Source organism: Dinoroseobacter sp. S76 (assembly GCF_049801095.1).
Classification (GTDB): domain Bacteria; phylum Pseudomonadota; class Alphaproteobacteria; order Rhodobacterales; family Rhodobacteraceae; genus Dinoroseobacter.
In genome coordinates this window covers 1-15,507 of the sequence record NZ_JBNAGH010000004.1, presented here as the reverse complement: position 1 = coordinate 15,507, position 15,507 = coordinate 1, and the positions used below count along the sequence as shown (strand labels likewise).

Here is a 15,507-nt window from a genome sequence, read left to right as displayed (position 1 = left end):
GGAGCTGCTCATTTTTCCGGCGACTTGGGTTAAGTGTTGAGCGTGGTGATCAAAAAGCAAGCGGTTTTTGACGATCCTCTCCGTGAGGCGCTTCGGGCTGGCCTCTCTCCGGCGGGGCTGGCACCATCTGCCGCGAGACAGAGAGGAGACTTCGATGCTGCGCCCGCTTATCCCCGAGACGATCCGCCCGCCCTTTGCCCGCTATGCCCATGGGGTCGAGGTGCCCGCGGGCGCGCGGCTGGTGGTGTGCTCGGGGCAGCTGGGGATCGGCCCGGACGACGTGGCCCCCGAGAGCGCCGAGGCGCAGGCGGCCTTGTGCTTTGCCAATCTCGACGCCGTGCTCGCCGAGGGCGGGATGGGGCGCGGTGATGTGGTGCGGATCAACGCCTATGTCACGGACCGCGCCCATATGACGGGCTATATGGCGGCGCGGGATGCCTGGTTGGCTGCCATGCCGGATCATCTGCCAGCCTCGACCCTGATGATCGTGTCGGGCTTCACGCGCCCCGAATTCAAGGTCGAGATCGAGCTTTTGGCGGCGCAGGTTCCCCAAGGATGATCACAACAGATCCGAGGTGAGCTTGCTGAGCTCTTCGGTCAGTTCCGCGTCGAGAAGCGGCGGCGGCGTCTGTCCGGCCAGCTCTGTCAGACGGCGATAGACCGTGTTGTTGCGATGGGCGCGGCGCAAGATTTCCCGGGTGAACGGCCCGGCCTGAGGATCGTCAGCGCAGACCCGCTCCAGCCGTTCGGTCATGAGCGTGATCATCTCACCCTTTTCGACCCAATAGGTGATCATGCCGTCAAAGAGCGGCCCGCCCCCCGCCAAACGACGCTGCGGCGGCCAGGGGCGGGGCACAGCATAGAGCCGCCGCTCGGTCTCGCTGAGTTTCAAGGTATTGGCGAGCAGGCTCCCGGCGATGCCCATGGCGCGCTGCGCCTGATCCCGGCCATGATCCGCGAAGCTGTCGGTGATCGAGACCAGCCAGCGCAGCTTCATTTCTGATGCAAGCTGCGTGCTGTATCCATCTGTAATCTTGTGAAAAAGCTCTGCGGCTTCCGTGCAGTTCGGGTCGCGTCGCAGGATCACGACCGCCGCGGCCAGAAGATGCGCCAGCCGGGATTGGTCGGCGAATTCCGGTTGCAGCTTGCGGAAATGGCGGATCAGGTTTGGCTCCCGTCCGGCCCAGGTGTTCCCTCGGCGCCCACCCACCAGGCTGTCGGCGAAGGGCGTCAGATCCACATCTGGCGGCGGCAATGCCTCCGCCGCGGTTTCGATCCGGATGTCCTGGTGATCAAAAAAGGCCGGCCAGAGATCCCAGACATGCGGCGCGGGCGTGGGGATCTGCGCAATGGCCCGCCGGGGTGCAACGCAGTCGGGCGCATAGCCCAGCAGCTCAAAATCCTTGGTATAGATGCGGGTCAGCCGTTCGCGGATCTCTGCGGGCACTTCGGGCAGGGTCTCCGGACGTTCCGGTGCCGTGAAGGATGGAAGGTCTTCCGGCAAGGGCTCCTCCGCGCGCAGCACCCGTGTCGCGCGGTGCAGATGTCGGATCGGATGGGTCTGGGGCGCAAGCGCCGCCTTGAGCTGTGCCTGCGGGTAGGCCCGGCTGTGATCCAGGGGCGCGCGGGGGTTCTCGAGAATGTCGAGCGCAGCTTCGGCAGTCAGTCCGGGCAGGCGTGGTGCCGTGGCGCGCTCCTGCGGGGTGGCGAAGGCCTCCAGCACGCGGGCAAACCGCAGGAATGGGTGCGCAACAAGCGCGATCAGGGGCAGATCGGGCGCCTCCATCCGAGTCACGCGGCGCCTCTCCACCGGGGCGCCAAGAACCGCGCGCAGCTCCGCCGCGCCAGTCCCGGGAATGTCCAGCAGGACAAGGTCCGGATTGGCATATCGGTAGCTGGTCACGGGCGGGTCCTCACTGGCGTGAGCCGAGTGTAGCGGTGCCGCAAACGAGGTGCGAGAGGTCAGGCGCAGATGGCTCGAATTGCAGCGAGATTTCCAAATGAAAACGCCGCGCTGGTGGGCGCGGCGCATCAAATTTCATGGCCGTAGCGGATCAGCCGACGGTTGCAGGCTCATCCTTGCGCTCTGCGTAGATCAGCAGCGGCTTGGCATCGCCGGAGACCACTTCCTCATTCACGACCACCTCATCAACGCTGTCGAGGCTCGGAAGGTCGAACATGGTGTCGAGGAGGATGTCTTCGAGGATCGAGCGCAGACCCCGCGCGCCGGTCTTGCGCTGGATCGCGCGCCCGGCGATGGCGCTCAGGGCGTCATCGGTGAAGGTCAGCTGCGCCTCTTCGAGCTCGAACAGACGCTGGTACTGCTTGACCAGCGCGTTCTTCGGCGCGGTCAGGATCGTAACCAGCGCGTCCTCGTCGAGATCCGTGAGCGTTGCGATCACCGGCAGACGCCCGACGAATTCCGGGATCAACCCGAATTTCAGCAGATCCTCAGGCTCCAGCTCCGTGAACATCTCGCCCACGCCGCGATCGTCATTGTTCCGCACATCGGCGCCAAAGCCCATGGCCGAGCCCTTGCCGCGCTGCGCGATGATCTTCTCGAGACCCGCGAACGCGCCGCCGCAGATGAAGAGGATATTCGTGGTATCGACCTGCAGGAATTCCTGCTGCGGATGCTTGCGTCCGCCTTGGGGTGGCACGGAGGCGACCGTGCCTTCCATGATCTTCAGCAGGGCCTGCTGCACGCCTTCGCCCGACACGTCCCGGGTGATCGACGGGTTGTCGGACTTGCGGGTGATCTTGTCGACCTCGTCGATATAGACGATGCCGCGCTGCGCACGCTCCACATTGTATTCGGAAGCCTGCAGGAGCTTGAGGATGATGTTCTCCACATCCTCGCCCACATAGCCCGCCTCGGTCAGAGTGGTCGCATCGGCCATGGTGAAGGGCACATCGAGGATCCGCGCCAGCGTCTGCGCCAGCAGGGTCTTGCCGCAGCCGGTGGGCCCGATCAGCAGGATGTTCGACTTCGCCAGCTCGATATCGGTTTTGCCCGCGTGGTTCAGGCGCTTGTAGTGGTTGTGCACCGCCACCGAGAGCACCCGCTTGGCGTGGCTCTGGCCGATCACGTAATCATCGAGGACATCGCAAATCTCCTGCGGGGAGGGAACCCCCTCGGAAGATTTCAGACCGGACGATTTTGTCTCTTCGCGGATGATATCCATGCAGAGCTCGACGCATTCATCACAGATGAACACAGTCGGACCCGCGATGAGCTTGCGGACCTCATGCTGGCTCTTGCCGCAGAAGGAGCAGTAGAGGGTGTTTTTACTATCGCCGGAGTTATTCGCCATCGGGTACCTCGTCGATTGCACCCCCAACCTTTGATCCGGTCAAATCAACCCGTTTTTCGGGCCGGCGGGGAGCGCGTTTCGGCCATGCTAGGGCAGGGCCTAATCCTTCACAATGCCAAAATTTGGCGCATGCCGGAGAGGTGACGTCACATCACCGGGACCGGCTCGGGGCAGGGGGAACGGGGCAAGCGATCTTGCCCCGCGCAGGCTTAGCTTTCGGCGTCGTCACGGGGGCGGTTTTCGACGATCTCGTCGATCAGGCCCCAGTCCTTGGCCTGTTCCGCATCCATGAAATTGTCCCGCTCCAGCGCGTCGACAACCTTCTTCATCGTCTGGCCGGTATGCTTGACATAGATCGAGTTCAGCCGGTCCTTGAGCTTCTGGGTCTCCTGGGCGTGGATCATGATATCCGTCGCCTGGCCCTGATAGCCGCCGGAGGGCTGGTGCACCATGATGCGGCTGTTGGGCAGCGAGAAGCGCATGCCCGGCTCCCCGGCAGTCAGCAGAAGCGAACCCATGGAGGCCGCCTGACCAATCACAAGGGTCGAGACCTTGGGCTTGATGTACTGCATCGTGTCATAGATCGACAGACCGGAGGTCACGACACCGCCGGGGCTGTTGATATACATGGAGATTTCCTTGCTCGGGTTCTCAGCTTCGAGATGCAGAAGCTGGGCCACCACGAGCTGGCTCATCCCGTCATGGACGGGGCCGTTCAGGAACACGATCCGTTCTTTGAGCAGGCGCGAGAAGATGTCATAGGCGCGCTCGCCGCGGCTGGTCTGTTCAACCACCATCGGAACGAGATTCATGTAGGTGTCTACGGGATCGTGCATGCGGTGCCTCAAGTCTGTGCGGGGGTGTTGTAGGACTGAACTGTCAACAAGATGTTAGGTCCGCGAACGGGGAGGTACAAGGGCATCTCGCCGCATCCGTGATCGGGGCCTGTGCGAGGACGCTTAGGCGCGCCGGGAAGGGTGGTATTCGGGGATAAGCGCGCGCGGCTCGCGCCTCGGACCCATGCCCTGACCGGTGCCTTGACCCGGGCCAAGGCCAGCTTAGCTCCGTCCCATGGATGCACCGACCCTCTTTCCGCCCAGCCGTGACGCGGCGCTTGCCCGGCTCCGGGATTTCCTGCCCAAGGCTGGTGCCGATTATGCCCGCAAGCGCAACTACAGCCTGCCTGAGCAGGGGCACCCCCATGTCTCGACCCTCTCGCCCTATCTGCGCCACCGGATGCTCACCGAAGAGGAGGTCGTGCAGGCGACGCTCGGCCGGCACTCGGCCTCAGCCGCGGAGAAATTCGTGCAGGAGGTCTTCTGGCGCACCTATTGGAAAGGCTGGCTGGAGCGGCGCCCCCAGGTCTGGACCGCCTATAAGGCCGGGCTGGCCCAAGCCCTCAACCGGGTGCAGAGCGAGAGCGGGCTGCGTCGGGGCTGGGAAGAGGCTTGCGCCGGGACCACGGGCATCGATGGGTTCGACGACTGGGCGCAGGAGCTCGTGGGGACCGGCTATATGCACAACCACGCGCGCATGTGGTTCGCCTCGATCTGGATTTTCACCCTGCGCCTGCCATGGGAGCTTGGGGCGGATTTCTTCCTGAGGCATTTGCTCGACGGGGACCCGGCCTCGAACACGCTGAGCTGGCGCTGGGTCGCGGGGCTGCAGACCCAGGGCAAGCATTATGTGGCCCGGGTCGCGAATATCTCGAAATACACTGAAGGTCGGCACCGGCCCCTGCATCAGCTGACACCGCAGCCCGAGCCGCTGATGGGGCTGCCCCATCCGCCGCTGGGCCCTGTGCCCGCGCCGCCATTGCCACAGGGCGATGCACCTTGGGCGCTGCTGATCACCGAGGATGACCTGTCCCCAGGCTATCTCCGCAAAGCTCTGGCGCAGGGGCCTTTGGGAACCGCGGTGATCAACGGCACCGGTCATCGGTCACCATTGGCAACGGCGGAGCCTGTCACCCGCTGGGCGGAGGCCGCGATCGCAGAGACGACCGCCCGCTATGGGGACTGGATGGGGCGCGTCACCCATGGGCCCGAGGATCTGGTGCAATGGGCGCAGGATTTGGGGGCGCGCCAGATCGTGATGCCCTATACGCCGGTGGGGCCTGCAGCGGACCTGATCGCGCAGCACCGCGCCGCGCTCGATCAGGCCGGGCTTCCCCTCGTGCCCGTGCTGCGCAGCTGGGATGCGGCGGCCTGGCCCCATGCCACGGCGGGGTTCTTCAAGCTGAAGTCGAAAATCCCCACCATCCTGGCCGAGCTTCGCGGCCTGTCGCTCGCCTCCTGATACGCACGCCCGGCACCTCCGTTTCCCGCGCCCCCGCGTCCGCATGTCGCTGGACGCCGCGCGCGCAATCGGCCATATCTGGGCCATCCGGACCGGAGGCCTTTATGAAGTTCCTGCTGCAACTCATCACCTGGTGGAATGCCGAAACCCTGGGCATGCGCCTGTGGACCAATCGCAATGGCGAGAAGGTGGGCGAGGACGAGGCTGGCAACGTGTTCTACCAGTCCAAGGACGGCAAGCGGCGCTGGGTCATCTATAATGGTGAGGTTGAGGCGAGCCGTGTGTCTCCAGACTGGCATGGCTGGCTGCATTTCACCTGGGCTGAGCCGCCCACGGACAATCCGCTGCCGCACAAGCCCTGGGAAAAGCCCCATGAGGAAAACCTCACAGGCACTCCGCTCGCTTATGCGCCTTCGGGGTCTCTGCGGCGCGCCGCTCCTGCGGAGCGTGCCGACTATGAGGCATGGCAGCCGGAATAAACTGCCTGTAAGATGCGCGCGAACCACAACCGCGTGACGTCCCGATGGGGGCGCACGCCGCGCAACGGGATCGCAGACAGGCATGTCGCATACACCAACTGAAGTTCTCGTGGGCGGGGCCGTTCTGGCCGTCGCTCTGGGGTTTTTGGCCTTTGTCGGCAGCTCGACCGGCGTCTCGGGCAGTGGCGGGGGCTATCCGCTCACCGCGAGCTTCCGCACCGCGGACGGGATCTCTGTCGGCACGGATGTGCGACTTGCGGGCGTGAAGGTCGGCACGGTGACTGGCATCGATCTCAACCCGGATACATTCCGGGCTGACACGACCATCTCCGTGGCCAGCAATATCGAAATCCCCGATGACAGCGCGATCTCGGTCTCGTCCGAAGGCCTGCTCGGAGGCAATTTCGTCGAGATCCTGCCCGGCGGCTCGCCCTTTGTGCTGGCCGAAGGCGATGAGTTCACGTCCACCCAGGGCTCCGTCAGCCTCGTGTCGCTCCTGATGAAATTCGTGGGCTCGGGCGGGGACGACTCGTGATCCGGCTCGCGCTGCCCCTGGCATTGCTCTGGGTCGGTTGCGCGGCCGCGGCCCAGCAGGATGCGATCATCGTTTCGCCCCTCGATGAGCTGGAAGAGCGCGCCGAGGATGGCTTTGGCGGCGCGCTGAGCCTCAAGGATGAAGAGTTCCAGACCTTTGAGCAGGAGCAGCGGGTCACCGATGCCGAGGCCGGGTTTGTCCGCGTGCTCGACAAGACCACCGGGCGGGTTGAAACGCTGGAGCTGCAATCCGGGGAAACCCGTGCCAGCGGACGGTTGCAGGTCGCCATGATCGAATGCCGGTATCCTGAGGAAAACCCCTCCTCGGATGCGTTCGTCCAACTTCGGATCTCGGAACAGGGACGTCCCGGACTGCTCTATGATGGCTGGATGATCGCGTCTTCGCCCGCGCTCGCGGCGCTCGACCATCATCGCTATGATGTCTGGGCGATCCGCTGTCGTCTGCCGGGCGGGGTGCAGACGCCTGAGGTACAGGCCGGGCTGCAATCGCCGCGCCCGCCGGCACGGCCCTGACACGGCTCAGCGCGTGAGACTGTCCGCTGGATCGGGCGGCAGGGCGCAGCGCCGGATATCCGCATCCACCGACAAAGCCTCGCGCAGACGCGCGCGATAGGTCTCGCGCGGGATCTCCATCGCGCCCATGCCCGCCAGATGCGGGGTCACGAACTGCGTGTCGAACAGGGTGAAACCGCAGGCCCGCAAATGGGCACAGAGCGCGACCAGGGCCACTTTCGACGCGCTCGGTGCGCGGGAAAACATGCTCTCGCCAAAGAACGCGCCGCCAATGGCCACGCCGTAGACCCCGCCGATCAGCTCCGCACCGTCCCACAGTTCCAGCGCATGGGCATGGCCCATCTCATGCAGATCCGTATAGGCCTCGAAAATCTGATCGTTGATCCAGGTCTCGTCGCGATCGGCGCAGCCCTCCAGTACGCCGATGAAGTCCCGGTTCAGGGTCACGCGCCATTCTGTTCGCCGCATCAGCCGCGCAAGCTTGCGCGAGACATGAACCTCCGCGAGCGGCAGCACCCCGCGTTGGCGGGGATCGACCCAGAACACTTCGTCATCCGCACGCCCCTCAGCCATGGGAAAGATCCCGGCCATGTAACCGCGCAGGAGCAGGTCCGGCGTCAGCGGTGGCGGAGGAGGAGGAAACATGTCGTGGGCCATGGTGCCTACAACCTAGGCTTGTAGCGCGCGCGGGTCCAGCACCCCGCACCCGGTCCGCTGGCCCGGCGGTGCCCCGGTGCCACAAAGGCCCCACCCATGGGCAGGACCTGTGCAAATTCTGAAAAGGCGAGCGGCAGCGGGCGTCAGAGCTCGGCTGTCTCCAGCCATTCCTCGAGCCAGTGGATGGTATAATCCCCGGTGAGCACGGCCTCTTCGCGCAAAAGCGCATGAAAGAGCGGCACGGTTGTGTCGATCCCATCCACGATCAATTCGCCAAGCGCCCGGTTGAGCCGCGCAAGTGCCGCGGGCCGGTCCTGGGACAAGACGATCAGCTTGCCGATCAGGCTGTCGTAGTAGGGCGGGATGGAGTAGCCACCATAGAGCGCGGAATCCATCCGCACCCCGAGACCGCCGGGCGTGTGGAAGGTCGTGACCTTGCCCGGGCAGGGGGTGAAGGCAGGGACCTTCTCGGCATTGATCCGCACTTCGATCGCATGGCCCCGCACAGTCAGATTTTCCTGCTGGAAGGTCATGGGATAGCCCGCGGCGACGCGGATCTGCTCCTTCACGAGATCGACCCCGAAGATCGCCTCGGTCACCGGATGCTCCACCTGCAGACGGGTGTTCATCTCGATGAAATAGAACTCGCCATTCTCATAGAGGAATTCGATGGTGCCCGCGCCTGCATAGTTGATCCGGGCCACGGCCTCGGCACAGGTCTTGCCGATCCGCGCGCGGGTCTCAGGATCGATCACCGGGCTCGGGGCTTCCTCGAACACCTTCTGGTGGCGCCGCTGGAGCGAGCAGTCGCGCTCGCCCAGATGGACCGCGCGGCCCTTGCCGTCGCCGAACACCTGCACCTCGATATGGCGCGGGGTGCCGAGATATTTCTCGATATAGACCTCGTCATTGCCGAAGGCGGCCTTGCCTTCGGCCCGGGCGGTCTGAAATGCTTCGTCCAGATCCTCGGCGGTCTTGGCGAGCTTCATACCGCGCCCGCCGCCGCCCGCGGTGGCCTTGATGATCACCGGATAGCCCATGTCGGCGGCCACCTTGCGCGCGCTCGCAAGATCCGGCACGCCACCATCAGAGCCTGGCACGCAGGGCACTCCGAGATCGATCATCGTCTTCTTGGCGGTGATCTTGTCGCCCATGACCCGGATGTGATCTGCGGTCGGGCCAATGAAAGTCAGGTCGTGATCCTGCACGATCTGCACGAAATTCGCGTTCTCCGACAGAAAACCATAGCCTGGGTGGATCGCCTCGGCGCCCGTGATCTCGCAGGCCGAGATGATCGCCGGGATCGACAGGTAGCTCTGCGGACTGGGGGCTGGCCCGATGCACACCGCTTCGTCGGCCATGCGCACATGCATCGCGTCGCTATCGGCGGTGGAATGCACGGCCACCGATTGAATACCCAGCTCGCGGCAGGCACGGATCACACGCAGGGCGATCTCGCCCCGATTGGCAATCAGGATCTTGGAAAACATCGCCCGGCCTTACTCGATGACCATCAGGGGCTGCCCAAACTCCACGGGCGTCCCGTCTTCGACGAAGATCCGCGTGACCTTGCCGGATTTCGGCGCGGCGATCTGGTTCATGGTCTTCATGGCTTCGATGATCAGAACGGTCTGGCCTTCCTTGACCGTATCGCCGGGGCTCACGAAGGAGGCCGCACCGGGCTCGGGCTGCAGATAGGCGGTGCCCACCATGGGCGAGGTCAGAGCATTGGGATCCTGCGCCGGATCCGCTGGGGCCGCGGCCGCAGCGGCCGGTGCCTCGGCGGCGGGCGCCGGGATGGCCGCGGGTGCGGCGGCGGGCACGGGCGCCATAACGGGGGCTGCCACCGTGGCGGTCTGGCGCGAGACCCGCACATTCAGGCTGTCATCTTCGCCATAGTCCCGTTTGACCTGCAATTCGGTCAGATCATTGTCGCGCAGCAACTCTGCAAGTGCCTTGATGAAGGCCACATCATCGTCATGGGACTTGTTGGTCATGCCGTCCTCGGTTCTTCGAAATATCCGTCCGGAGAGGTCTGAAATCGCGTCCCTCCGGCGCTCTGACCCTCCCTATACGTGAGCCCCGCGCCCGAGGAAAGGGCCGGACCGGTGTTTTCGCGCCCGGGCCCGCGCGTTGTGACCTTGCGGCAAACCGGAAGGCTAAGGGGGGATAAGGATTGGCAGATCAGGGGCTGGAGGGCTATGTCATTTGGGTGAGAGCCGGCCCCGGAGAGGCTGTGCCCAACGACAGGGAGAGGCCCGCTACAATGAGTTACGACTTTACGACTGCAGTTTTTTTCGGGGATAGCCTGACCGATGACGGCAATCTCTTTGAGTTGACCTCCGAGATCGGCACGGTGGGCGTGCCCGTCGAGGCCGCTGGCTACAACATGCGCTTCAGCAATGGGCTCGTCTTTGCAGAGTATTCTGCGGAGCTTCTGGGTGTCGCGACCGAGCAGAATTTCGGGATCGGCGGCGCGCGCGCATTGGGTGAGTTGACCCTGCGCGATCTGGTCATCGAGAACGATGTCGAGGATTTCCTCACCGTTCCCCTGGATGACCCGGCGCTTGATTTCGACATCAACCTGAGCGCGCAGATCGACCGCTACTTGGCAGAGACCGATGGGCAGGACCGCTCCGACAGCAGCGCCACCGTCTTCATCGGGGCCAATGACTATCTGAACTTCGATCCGTCCTCGCCCGATGCGCTGGTGCTCGAAGGGCTGGCCCTGATGCGTGAGATCACCGATGCCACCGAGGCCGCCGCGCGCAGTCTCGTGGATGCGGGTGTAGGGCAGATCGTCATCAACGCGTTGCCATCCGGCGAGTACTTCCCGGCGGTCCGCTCGGATCCACAACTTGCCCCGGTAGCTGATCTCGTTCTGAGCCTGCACAACAATCGCCTGCAAGCCACGGTGGAGGAGCTGCAATCCGAAGGCGTCAAAGCGGTCTATGTGGACATCCAGGCGATGACCCAGACGATCGTGGACGATCCGCTGAATTTCGGCATCACGGCGCCTTTCGATGAGTTCGTGGTGCTGGATGATGATCCGGATAACCCTGTGCTGAACCCGGCGCTGGATGATTTCTCGCTCAACCAGGTGGCGTTCTATGATGCGGTCCACCCGACGGATACGATCCACGGGGTGCTGGGCAGTTTCCATGCGGCGTCCCTGACCCAGGATGTGACCATCGGCTCGGCCTTTGGCAGCTTGCGGTTCCTCGGCGAGGCGCAGGATCTGGCGCTCGCGGGCGCTGGGGCAGACATCCTCGCGCTGCGGGGGGGCGATGATACGGCCTTTGGCGAGGCGGGCGAAGACCGGCTGATCGGCGGGCAGGGGCTCGATATCCTCTCCGGAGGCGCCGATGACGACCTGCTGATCGGCGGGGCGGATGATGATGTCCTCACGGGGGGCACGGGCAATGATGTGACCCGCGGCGGTCGCGGCAATGACATCCATGTGGACCATCTGGGTTCGGACACCCATCTGGGCGGGTTCGGCGACGACATCTTCGTCTGGCGTCAGGAGACGCTGATCGGCGGCGAGGTCGGGGTCGATGACAACCTCTTTGATGGCGGGTTTGGTGATGACTTCCTCGTCATGCTGTTTGAAACCCAAGCCGATCTTGATGCCTTCGGGGCGGCCAGCGCGCAGGTCGGGCTGACCCAGGCCTTCGCGGATCTCGGGATCACCCTGGACAGCGTCGAAGACTTCACCGCCGTTGTGGACCCCGACGCAGACCTGCTCGTGGAAGAGATGGGCGATCTCGCACGGTTGGCGGAGGCGGATCTCTGGGCGCTGGTCTAGCGCCTCGGGTCGCGTGGAGTGTTGCTCTGCAGCAACCGCGTAAAAACCCAATAAAATAGGGCGGATTTTCCCGTCTGACCGATCTTGTCGGCCACGTTTCCGCGTGGCCGATTTGCGATTCAGGGGGGCGGTCTTCGCAACCTCCTGCACGAACACTCTTTTTTAATCTCTCGATGTCACCAGCAAGCTCCGGGCGCGCGTTCTGAACGCGTATGTCCCGTTGCGGCATGCCGCGACGGCACCGCTTGACCGCGCGGAAGTGTTTACGTTTTCGAAAGTTTCTCGGCGCACCCACGATGTGCCGATCAACCTGCCCGTGCGCAGGGGCCGAGGGCTCGCGTCGTCACTCACCGGACGCGGTCCTCTCAGGAGAAGCGTGAAAGGAGCATCATGCCAGAGCAGTATCAGTACCAGACCGCGGTCTATTTCGGGGACAGCCTGACCGATAACGGCAACTTCTACAATTTGACCAGTTCCACACTCTCGATCAGCCTGCCGCGGGACAGTTTCGGCTACAACCAGCGCTACTCGGATGGTCTGGTCTATTCCGACTATGCGACGCAGTTCCTGGATCTGGACAGCCAGTTGAACTACGCCGTCACGGGCGCGCGCGCCATCGGGGATCGCAGCTTTCTGGAGCTGGTCTACGAGCTGCGGCTCGACAGTTTTCTCGAGGTGCCGGGCAGTGATCCGCTCCTGGCTCAGGGCATCGATCTTGCCGGGCAGGTGGCGCGCTTTCTGTCGGACAGCGCCGGCGAGGACCTTTCGCAGGTCAGCGCGACCCTGACCTTCGGCTCGAACGACTATGCGGAGTTCAAGCCCTGGCTCGTTACCAACTACATCGAGGACAGCAAGGCCTATGTGGCCGAGATCATCGGCGAGATCACCAAGGCCGCGCGGACGCTGGATGCGGCAGGGGTCGGGCAGGTGGTGATCACCGGGCTGCCATCGGCGAATTTCGCGCCGACCTACTATGACAGCCCCTTCCGCTCCCCCATGAGCAACTACTCTCTGGCCTATCACAACAATCAGCTCGAGCGCGCAGTGGACATGCTGCAGAGCGAGGGGATCAACGCGGTCTTCGTGCATATGGAGGCGATGGGACGCGCCATTGCCCGGGACCCACTGAATTTCGGGATCACCGCGCCGCTGGAGCAGTCCTATCTGCTGGACACCTCGGGCACGGATCCGATCTTCAACCCGGCGGTGGAAGATATCCCTCTGGATCAGATCGCCTTTCTCGACGGGCGTCACCCGACCGATGTGGTCCATGCCATGCTGGGCGCGTTCCATGCGGCGAGCCTGACCAGCACGGTCTATGTGGGCAATGAGTTCGGCAATCGCAAAACCTTTGGCGATGAGCAGAACCTGGTCATGGCGAGCGGCGGCTCTGATCGCATCTCTGTCAATGGTGGCGATGACATCGTCTTTGGCGAGCATGGCACGGATGACATTTCCGGCGGGGCCGGGATGGATATCCTCTCAGGTGGGTCCGAAGGCGATGTGCTGCGCGGCGGCGACGGGGATGATGTGGTCCATGGCGGGTCTGGCAATGACCTGATCTATGGTGATGACGGCGCCGATGTGCTGCTCGACGGGCTTGGCTCGGACAGTGTCTATGGCGGGGCTGGGGACGATCTTTTCATCTTCCATCAGGCGTCTCTGATCGGCGGCGCGGATGGCGTGGATCTCGACTATTTCGACGCGGGTGAGGGCACTGATACGCTTGTTCTCCTCCTGACCGAGGCCAATGCTGCGGAATACGCGGCGGATCTGGACGAATTTGGTGCGCTGGTCGCCCTGACCAACCAAGGCATCGCTGCCACCGGGTTTGAGGATGTGCGCGTGGTCACCGACCGGGCAGAGCTGGACCAGTTCAATGATCTGGCCCGCCTGGGTGAGGCCGATGTCTGGGGCTTGGTCTGACGGATCTGCGCCGATAGGGATAAAGGAAAAGGCCGGTCAGGGACCGGCCTTTCCGCGTTTCAAAAACCGAGTGCCCTCAGCCCTTATTCATTCTGTTTTCGATGAGGTCATCGACGACGGAGGGGTCTGCGAGTGTTGAGGTGTCTCCGAGGGCTCCGAAGTCGTCTTCGGCGATTTTGCGCAGGATGCGGCGCATGATCTTGCCGGAGCGGGTTTTCGGCAGGCCCGGGGCCCATTGGATCAGGTCCGGGGCGGCGATCGGGCCGATCTCGGTGCGGACCCAGGTGCGCAGCTCCTTGCGGAGCTCCTCGCTGGGCTCTTCGCCGTTCATCAGCGTCACGTAGCAATAGATGCCCTGGCCCTTGATCTCATGCGGGTAGCCGACCACGGCGGCCTCGGCCACCTTGGCATGGGCGACCAGCGCGCTTTCGACTTCGGCGGTGCCCATCCGGTGGCCCGAGACGTTGATCACGTCATCGACCCGGCCGGTGATCCAGTAATAGCCATCCGCGTCCCGGCGGCAGCCATCGCCCGAGAAGTAGTAGCCCTTGTAGTCGCTGAAATAGGTCTTCACGAAGCGCTCATGGTCGCCGTAAACCGTGCGCATCTGGCCGGGCCAGCTGTCCTTGAGGCAGAGCACGCCCTCGCATTCGGTCGTGGTGATTTCCTCGCCCGTGGTGGGCTCGAGCACGACGGGCTGCACGCCGAAGAAAGGCGTGGTGGCCGAGCCGGGCTTCAGGGCCGTGGCCCCGGGCAGCGGCGTCAGCAGGTGACCACCGGTCTCGGTCTGCCACCAGGTGTCGACGATCGGGCATTTGCCCTTGCCCACATGGTCATTATACCAGTTCCAGGCCTCGGGGTTGATCGGCTCGCCCACGGTGCCCAGCACTTTCAGGGTGCTCAGATCGCATTTCTCGACGAATTCCGGCCCCTTCGCCATCAGCGCGCGGATCGCGGTGGGGGCGGTGTAGAACTGGGTGACCTTGTGCTTGTCGCAGACCTCCCAGAAGCGGGACGCATCCGGATAGGTCGGCACGCCCTCGAACATCACCGTGGTGCCGCCATTGGCGAGCGGGCCATAGACGATGTAGCTGTGGCCCGTGACCCAGCCCACATCGGCGGTGCACCAGTAGATATCGCCCTCATGCACGTCGAAGACGTATTTCTGGGTCATCGCCGCATAGAGCAGGTAGCCACCCGAGCTGTGCACCACGCCCTTGGGCTGCCCGGTGGAGCCGGAGGTGTAGAGGATGAACAGCGGATGCTCGGCCTCGACCTCGACGGGCATGTGGTGGTCGGAGGCCTCCATGGCCATCTCGTTATAGTCGAAATCGCGCCCATCGACCCAGGTGGTCTGACCGCCGGTGCGCTTCACGACCAGCATCTTGACGCTGTCCTTGGTGTGCAGCAGAGCCGCATCGGCGTTGGATTTGAGCGGGGTCTGACGGCCGCCGCGCGGTGCGTAATCGGCGGTGACCACGACCTTGGCATCGGCGCCGTTCACACGGGCGGCCAGGGCGTCGGGGGAGAAGCCCGCAAAGACGATCGAATGGATCGCGCCGATCCGCGCGCAGGCGAGCATCGCATAGGCCGCCTCGGGGATCATCGGGAGATAGAGGATGACCCGGTCGCCCTTGCGCACGCCCATCTCCTCGAGAACATTGGCCATCTTGCAGACCGAGGCATGCAGCGCCTTGTAGGTGATGTGCTGGGCCGGCTCCTCGGGATCATCGGGCTCGAAAATGATCGCCGTCTGATCGCCGCGCGTGGCCAGATGCCGGTCGATGCAATTGGCCGCCACGTTCAGCGTGCCGTCCTCGAACCACTTCACATGCACATCGTCATGGGCAAAGGACGTGTCCTTCACCTTGGTGTAGGGCTTGATCCAGTCCAAAGACCGACCATGCTCCCCCCAAAAACCCTCAGGATCAGAAACCGACAACGCATACATCGCGTC

General features: G+C 63.9%; 14 protein-coding genes. 7 read left to right on the top strand and 7 right to left on the bottom strand.

The annotated features are described in order from the left end of the window. The first annotated feature begins 154 nt into the window (after positions 1-154). Entirely contained in the window at positions 155-559 is a 405-nt protein-coding gene (locus tag ACP153_RS13190; protein WP_424971471.1) for a RidA family protein, read from the top strand. On the opposite strand, the gene ACP153_RS13185 is transcribed toward ACP153_RS13190, so the two are convergent. The 3 genes from ACP153_RS13185 to ACP153_RS13175 all read right to left on the bottom strand — a co-directional run bounded on the left by ACP153_RS13185 (position 560) and on the right by ACP153_RS13175 (position 4,150). Then, positions 560-1,903, bottom strand: a complete 1,344-nt coding sequence (locus tag ACP153_RS13185) for a hypothetical protein (protein ID WP_424971470.1) — start codon at positions 1,901-1,903, stop codon at positions 560-562. 151 nt (positions 1,904-2,054) lie between these two features. Further along, the gene (clpX, locus tag ACP153_RS13180; protein ID WP_424966591.1) at positions 2,055-3,314 is read right to left on the bottom strand and encodes an ATP-dependent Clp protease ATP-binding subunit ClpX; all 1,260 of its coding nucleotides are present in this window, start codon (positions 3,312-3,314) and stop codon (positions 2,055-2,057) included. 209 nt (positions 3,315-3,523) lie between these two features. Further along, complete coding sequence (locus tag ACP153_RS13175; protein ID WP_424971469.1) at positions 3,524-4,150, bottom strand: ATP-dependent Clp protease proteolytic subunit; 627 nt, start codon at positions 4,148-4,150, stop codon at positions 3,524-3,526. 235 nt (positions 4,151-4,385) lie between these two features. Between ACP153_RS13175 and ACP153_RS13170 the strand changes: the two genes are divergently transcribed. From ACP153_RS13170 to ACP153_RS13155, 4 genes are all read left to right on the top strand, one after another. Then, positions 4,386-5,612 (top strand): FAD-binding domain-containing protein, encoded by a 1,227-nt coding sequence (locus ACP153_RS13170; protein WP_424971468.1) that lies wholly within the window; start codon positions 4,386-4,388, stop codon positions 5,610-5,612. A gap of 104 nt (positions 5,613-5,716) precedes the next feature. After that, positions 5,717-6,091, top strand: a complete 375-nt coding sequence (locus ACP153_RS13165) for an NADH:ubiquinone oxidoreductase subunit NDUFA12 (protein WP_424971467.1) — start codon at positions 5,717-5,719, stop codon at positions 6,089-6,091. A gap of 82 nt (positions 6,092-6,173) precedes the next feature. Next, positions 6,174-6,626 carry an outer membrane lipid asymmetry maintenance protein MlaD gene (gene mlaD / locus ACP153_RS13160; RefSeq protein ID WP_424971466.1) on the top strand — a complete coding sequence of 151 codons (453 nt, stop codon included), beginning with the start codon at positions 6,174-6,176 and terminating at the stop codon, positions 6,624-6,626. Beyond that, positions 6,623-7,159: a DUF2155 domain-containing protein gene (locus ACP153_RS13155; RefSeq protein ID WP_424971465.1), complete on the top strand. Its 537-nt coding sequence runs from the start codon at positions 6,623-6,625 to the stop codon at positions 7,157-7,159. Before mlaD ends, ACP153_RS13155 begins: the two co-directional genes overlap by 4 nt. 6 nt (positions 7,160-7,165) lie before the next feature. On the opposite strand, the gene aat is transcribed toward ACP153_RS13155, so the two are convergent. From aat to accB, 3 genes are all read right to left on the bottom strand, one after another. Continuing rightward, positions 7,166-7,804: a leucyl/phenylalanyl-tRNA--protein transferase gene (gene aat / locus ACP153_RS13150; protein WP_424971464.1), complete on the bottom strand. Its 639-nt coding sequence runs from the start codon at positions 7,802-7,804 to the stop codon at positions 7,166-7,168. A gap of 155 nt (positions 7,805-7,959) precedes the next feature. Continuing rightward, on the bottom strand, positions 7,960-9,306 hold the full coding sequence (gene accC, locus ACP153_RS13145; protein WP_424971463.1) for an acetyl-CoA carboxylase biotin carboxylase subunit: 1,347 nt from the start codon (positions 9,304-9,306) through the stop codon (positions 7,960-7,962). 9 nt (positions 9,307-9,315) lie between these two features. Beyond that, positions 9,316-9,813, bottom strand: a complete 498-nt coding sequence (gene accB / locus ACP153_RS13140; protein ID WP_424971462.1) for an acetyl-CoA carboxylase biotin carboxyl carrier protein — start codon at positions 9,811-9,813, stop codon at positions 9,316-9,318. Between the two features lie 269 nt (positions 9,814-10,082). Here accB and ACP153_RS13135 point away from each other — a divergent pair, with 269 nt between their 5' ends. Together ACP153_RS13135 and ACP153_RS13130 are read left to right on the top strand one after the other, a co-directional pair. Then, positions 10,083-11,624, top strand: a complete 1,542-nt coding sequence (locus ACP153_RS13135) for an SGNH/GDSL hydrolase family protein (RefSeq protein ID WP_424971461.1) — start codon at positions 10,083-10,085, stop codon at positions 11,622-11,624. Between the two features lie 390 nt (positions 11,625-12,014). Next, positions 12,015-13,550: an SGNH/GDSL hydrolase family protein gene (locus ACP153_RS13130; protein ID WP_424971460.1), complete on the top strand. Its 1,536-nt coding sequence runs from the start codon at positions 12,015-12,017 to the stop codon at positions 13,548-13,550. A gap of 76 nt (positions 13,551-13,626) precedes the next feature. Here the strand turns inward: ACP153_RS13130 and acs are convergent. After that, positions 13,627-15,507, bottom strand: a 1,881-nt coding sequence (gene acs / locus ACP153_RS13125; protein ID WP_424971459.1) for an acetate--CoA ligase, incomplete at its 5' end; no start/stop codon positions are given.

Coding starts and splice junctions, on each gene's coding strand:
- ACP153_RS13165 (WP_424971467.1), top strand. CDS start 5,717: ATGAAGTTCCTGCTGCAACTCATCACCTGGTGGAATGCCGAAACCCTG.
- clpX (WP_424966591.1), bottom strand. CDS start 3,314: ATGGCGAATAACTCCGGCGATAGTAAAAACACCCTCTACTGCTCCTTC.
- accB (WP_424971462.1), bottom strand. CDS start 9,813: ATGACCAACAAGTCCCATGACGATGATGTGGCCTTCATCAAGGCACTT.
- aat (WP_424971464.1), bottom strand. CDS start 7,804: ATGTTTCCTCCTCCTCCGCCACCGCTGACGCCGGACCTGCTCCTGCGC.
- ACP153_RS13135 (WP_424971461.1), top strand. CDS start 10,083: ATGAGTTACGACTTTACGACTGCAGTTTTTTTCGGGGATAGCCTGACC.
- ACP153_RS13130 (WP_424971460.1), top strand. CDS start 12,015: ATGCCAGAGCAGTATCAGTACCAGACCGCGGTCTATTTCGGGGACAGC.
- ACP153_RS13170 (WP_424971468.1), top strand. CDS start 4,386: ATGGATGCACCGACCCTCTTTCCGCCCAGCCGTGACGCGGCGCTTGCC.
- ACP153_RS13190 (WP_424971471.1), top strand. CDS start 155: ATGCTGCGCCCGCTTATCCCCGAGACGATCCGCCCGCCCTTTGCCCGC.
- mlaD (WP_424971466.1), top strand. CDS start 6,174: ATGTCGCATACACCAACTGAAGTTCTCGTGGGCGGGGCCGTTCTGGCC.
- ACP153_RS13175 (WP_424971469.1), bottom strand. CDS start 4,150: ATGCACGATCCCGTAGACACCTACATGAATCTCGTTCCGATGGTGGTT.
- accC (WP_424971463.1), bottom strand. CDS start 9,306: ATGTTTTCCAAGATCCTGATTGCCAATCGGGGCGAGATCGCCCTGCGT.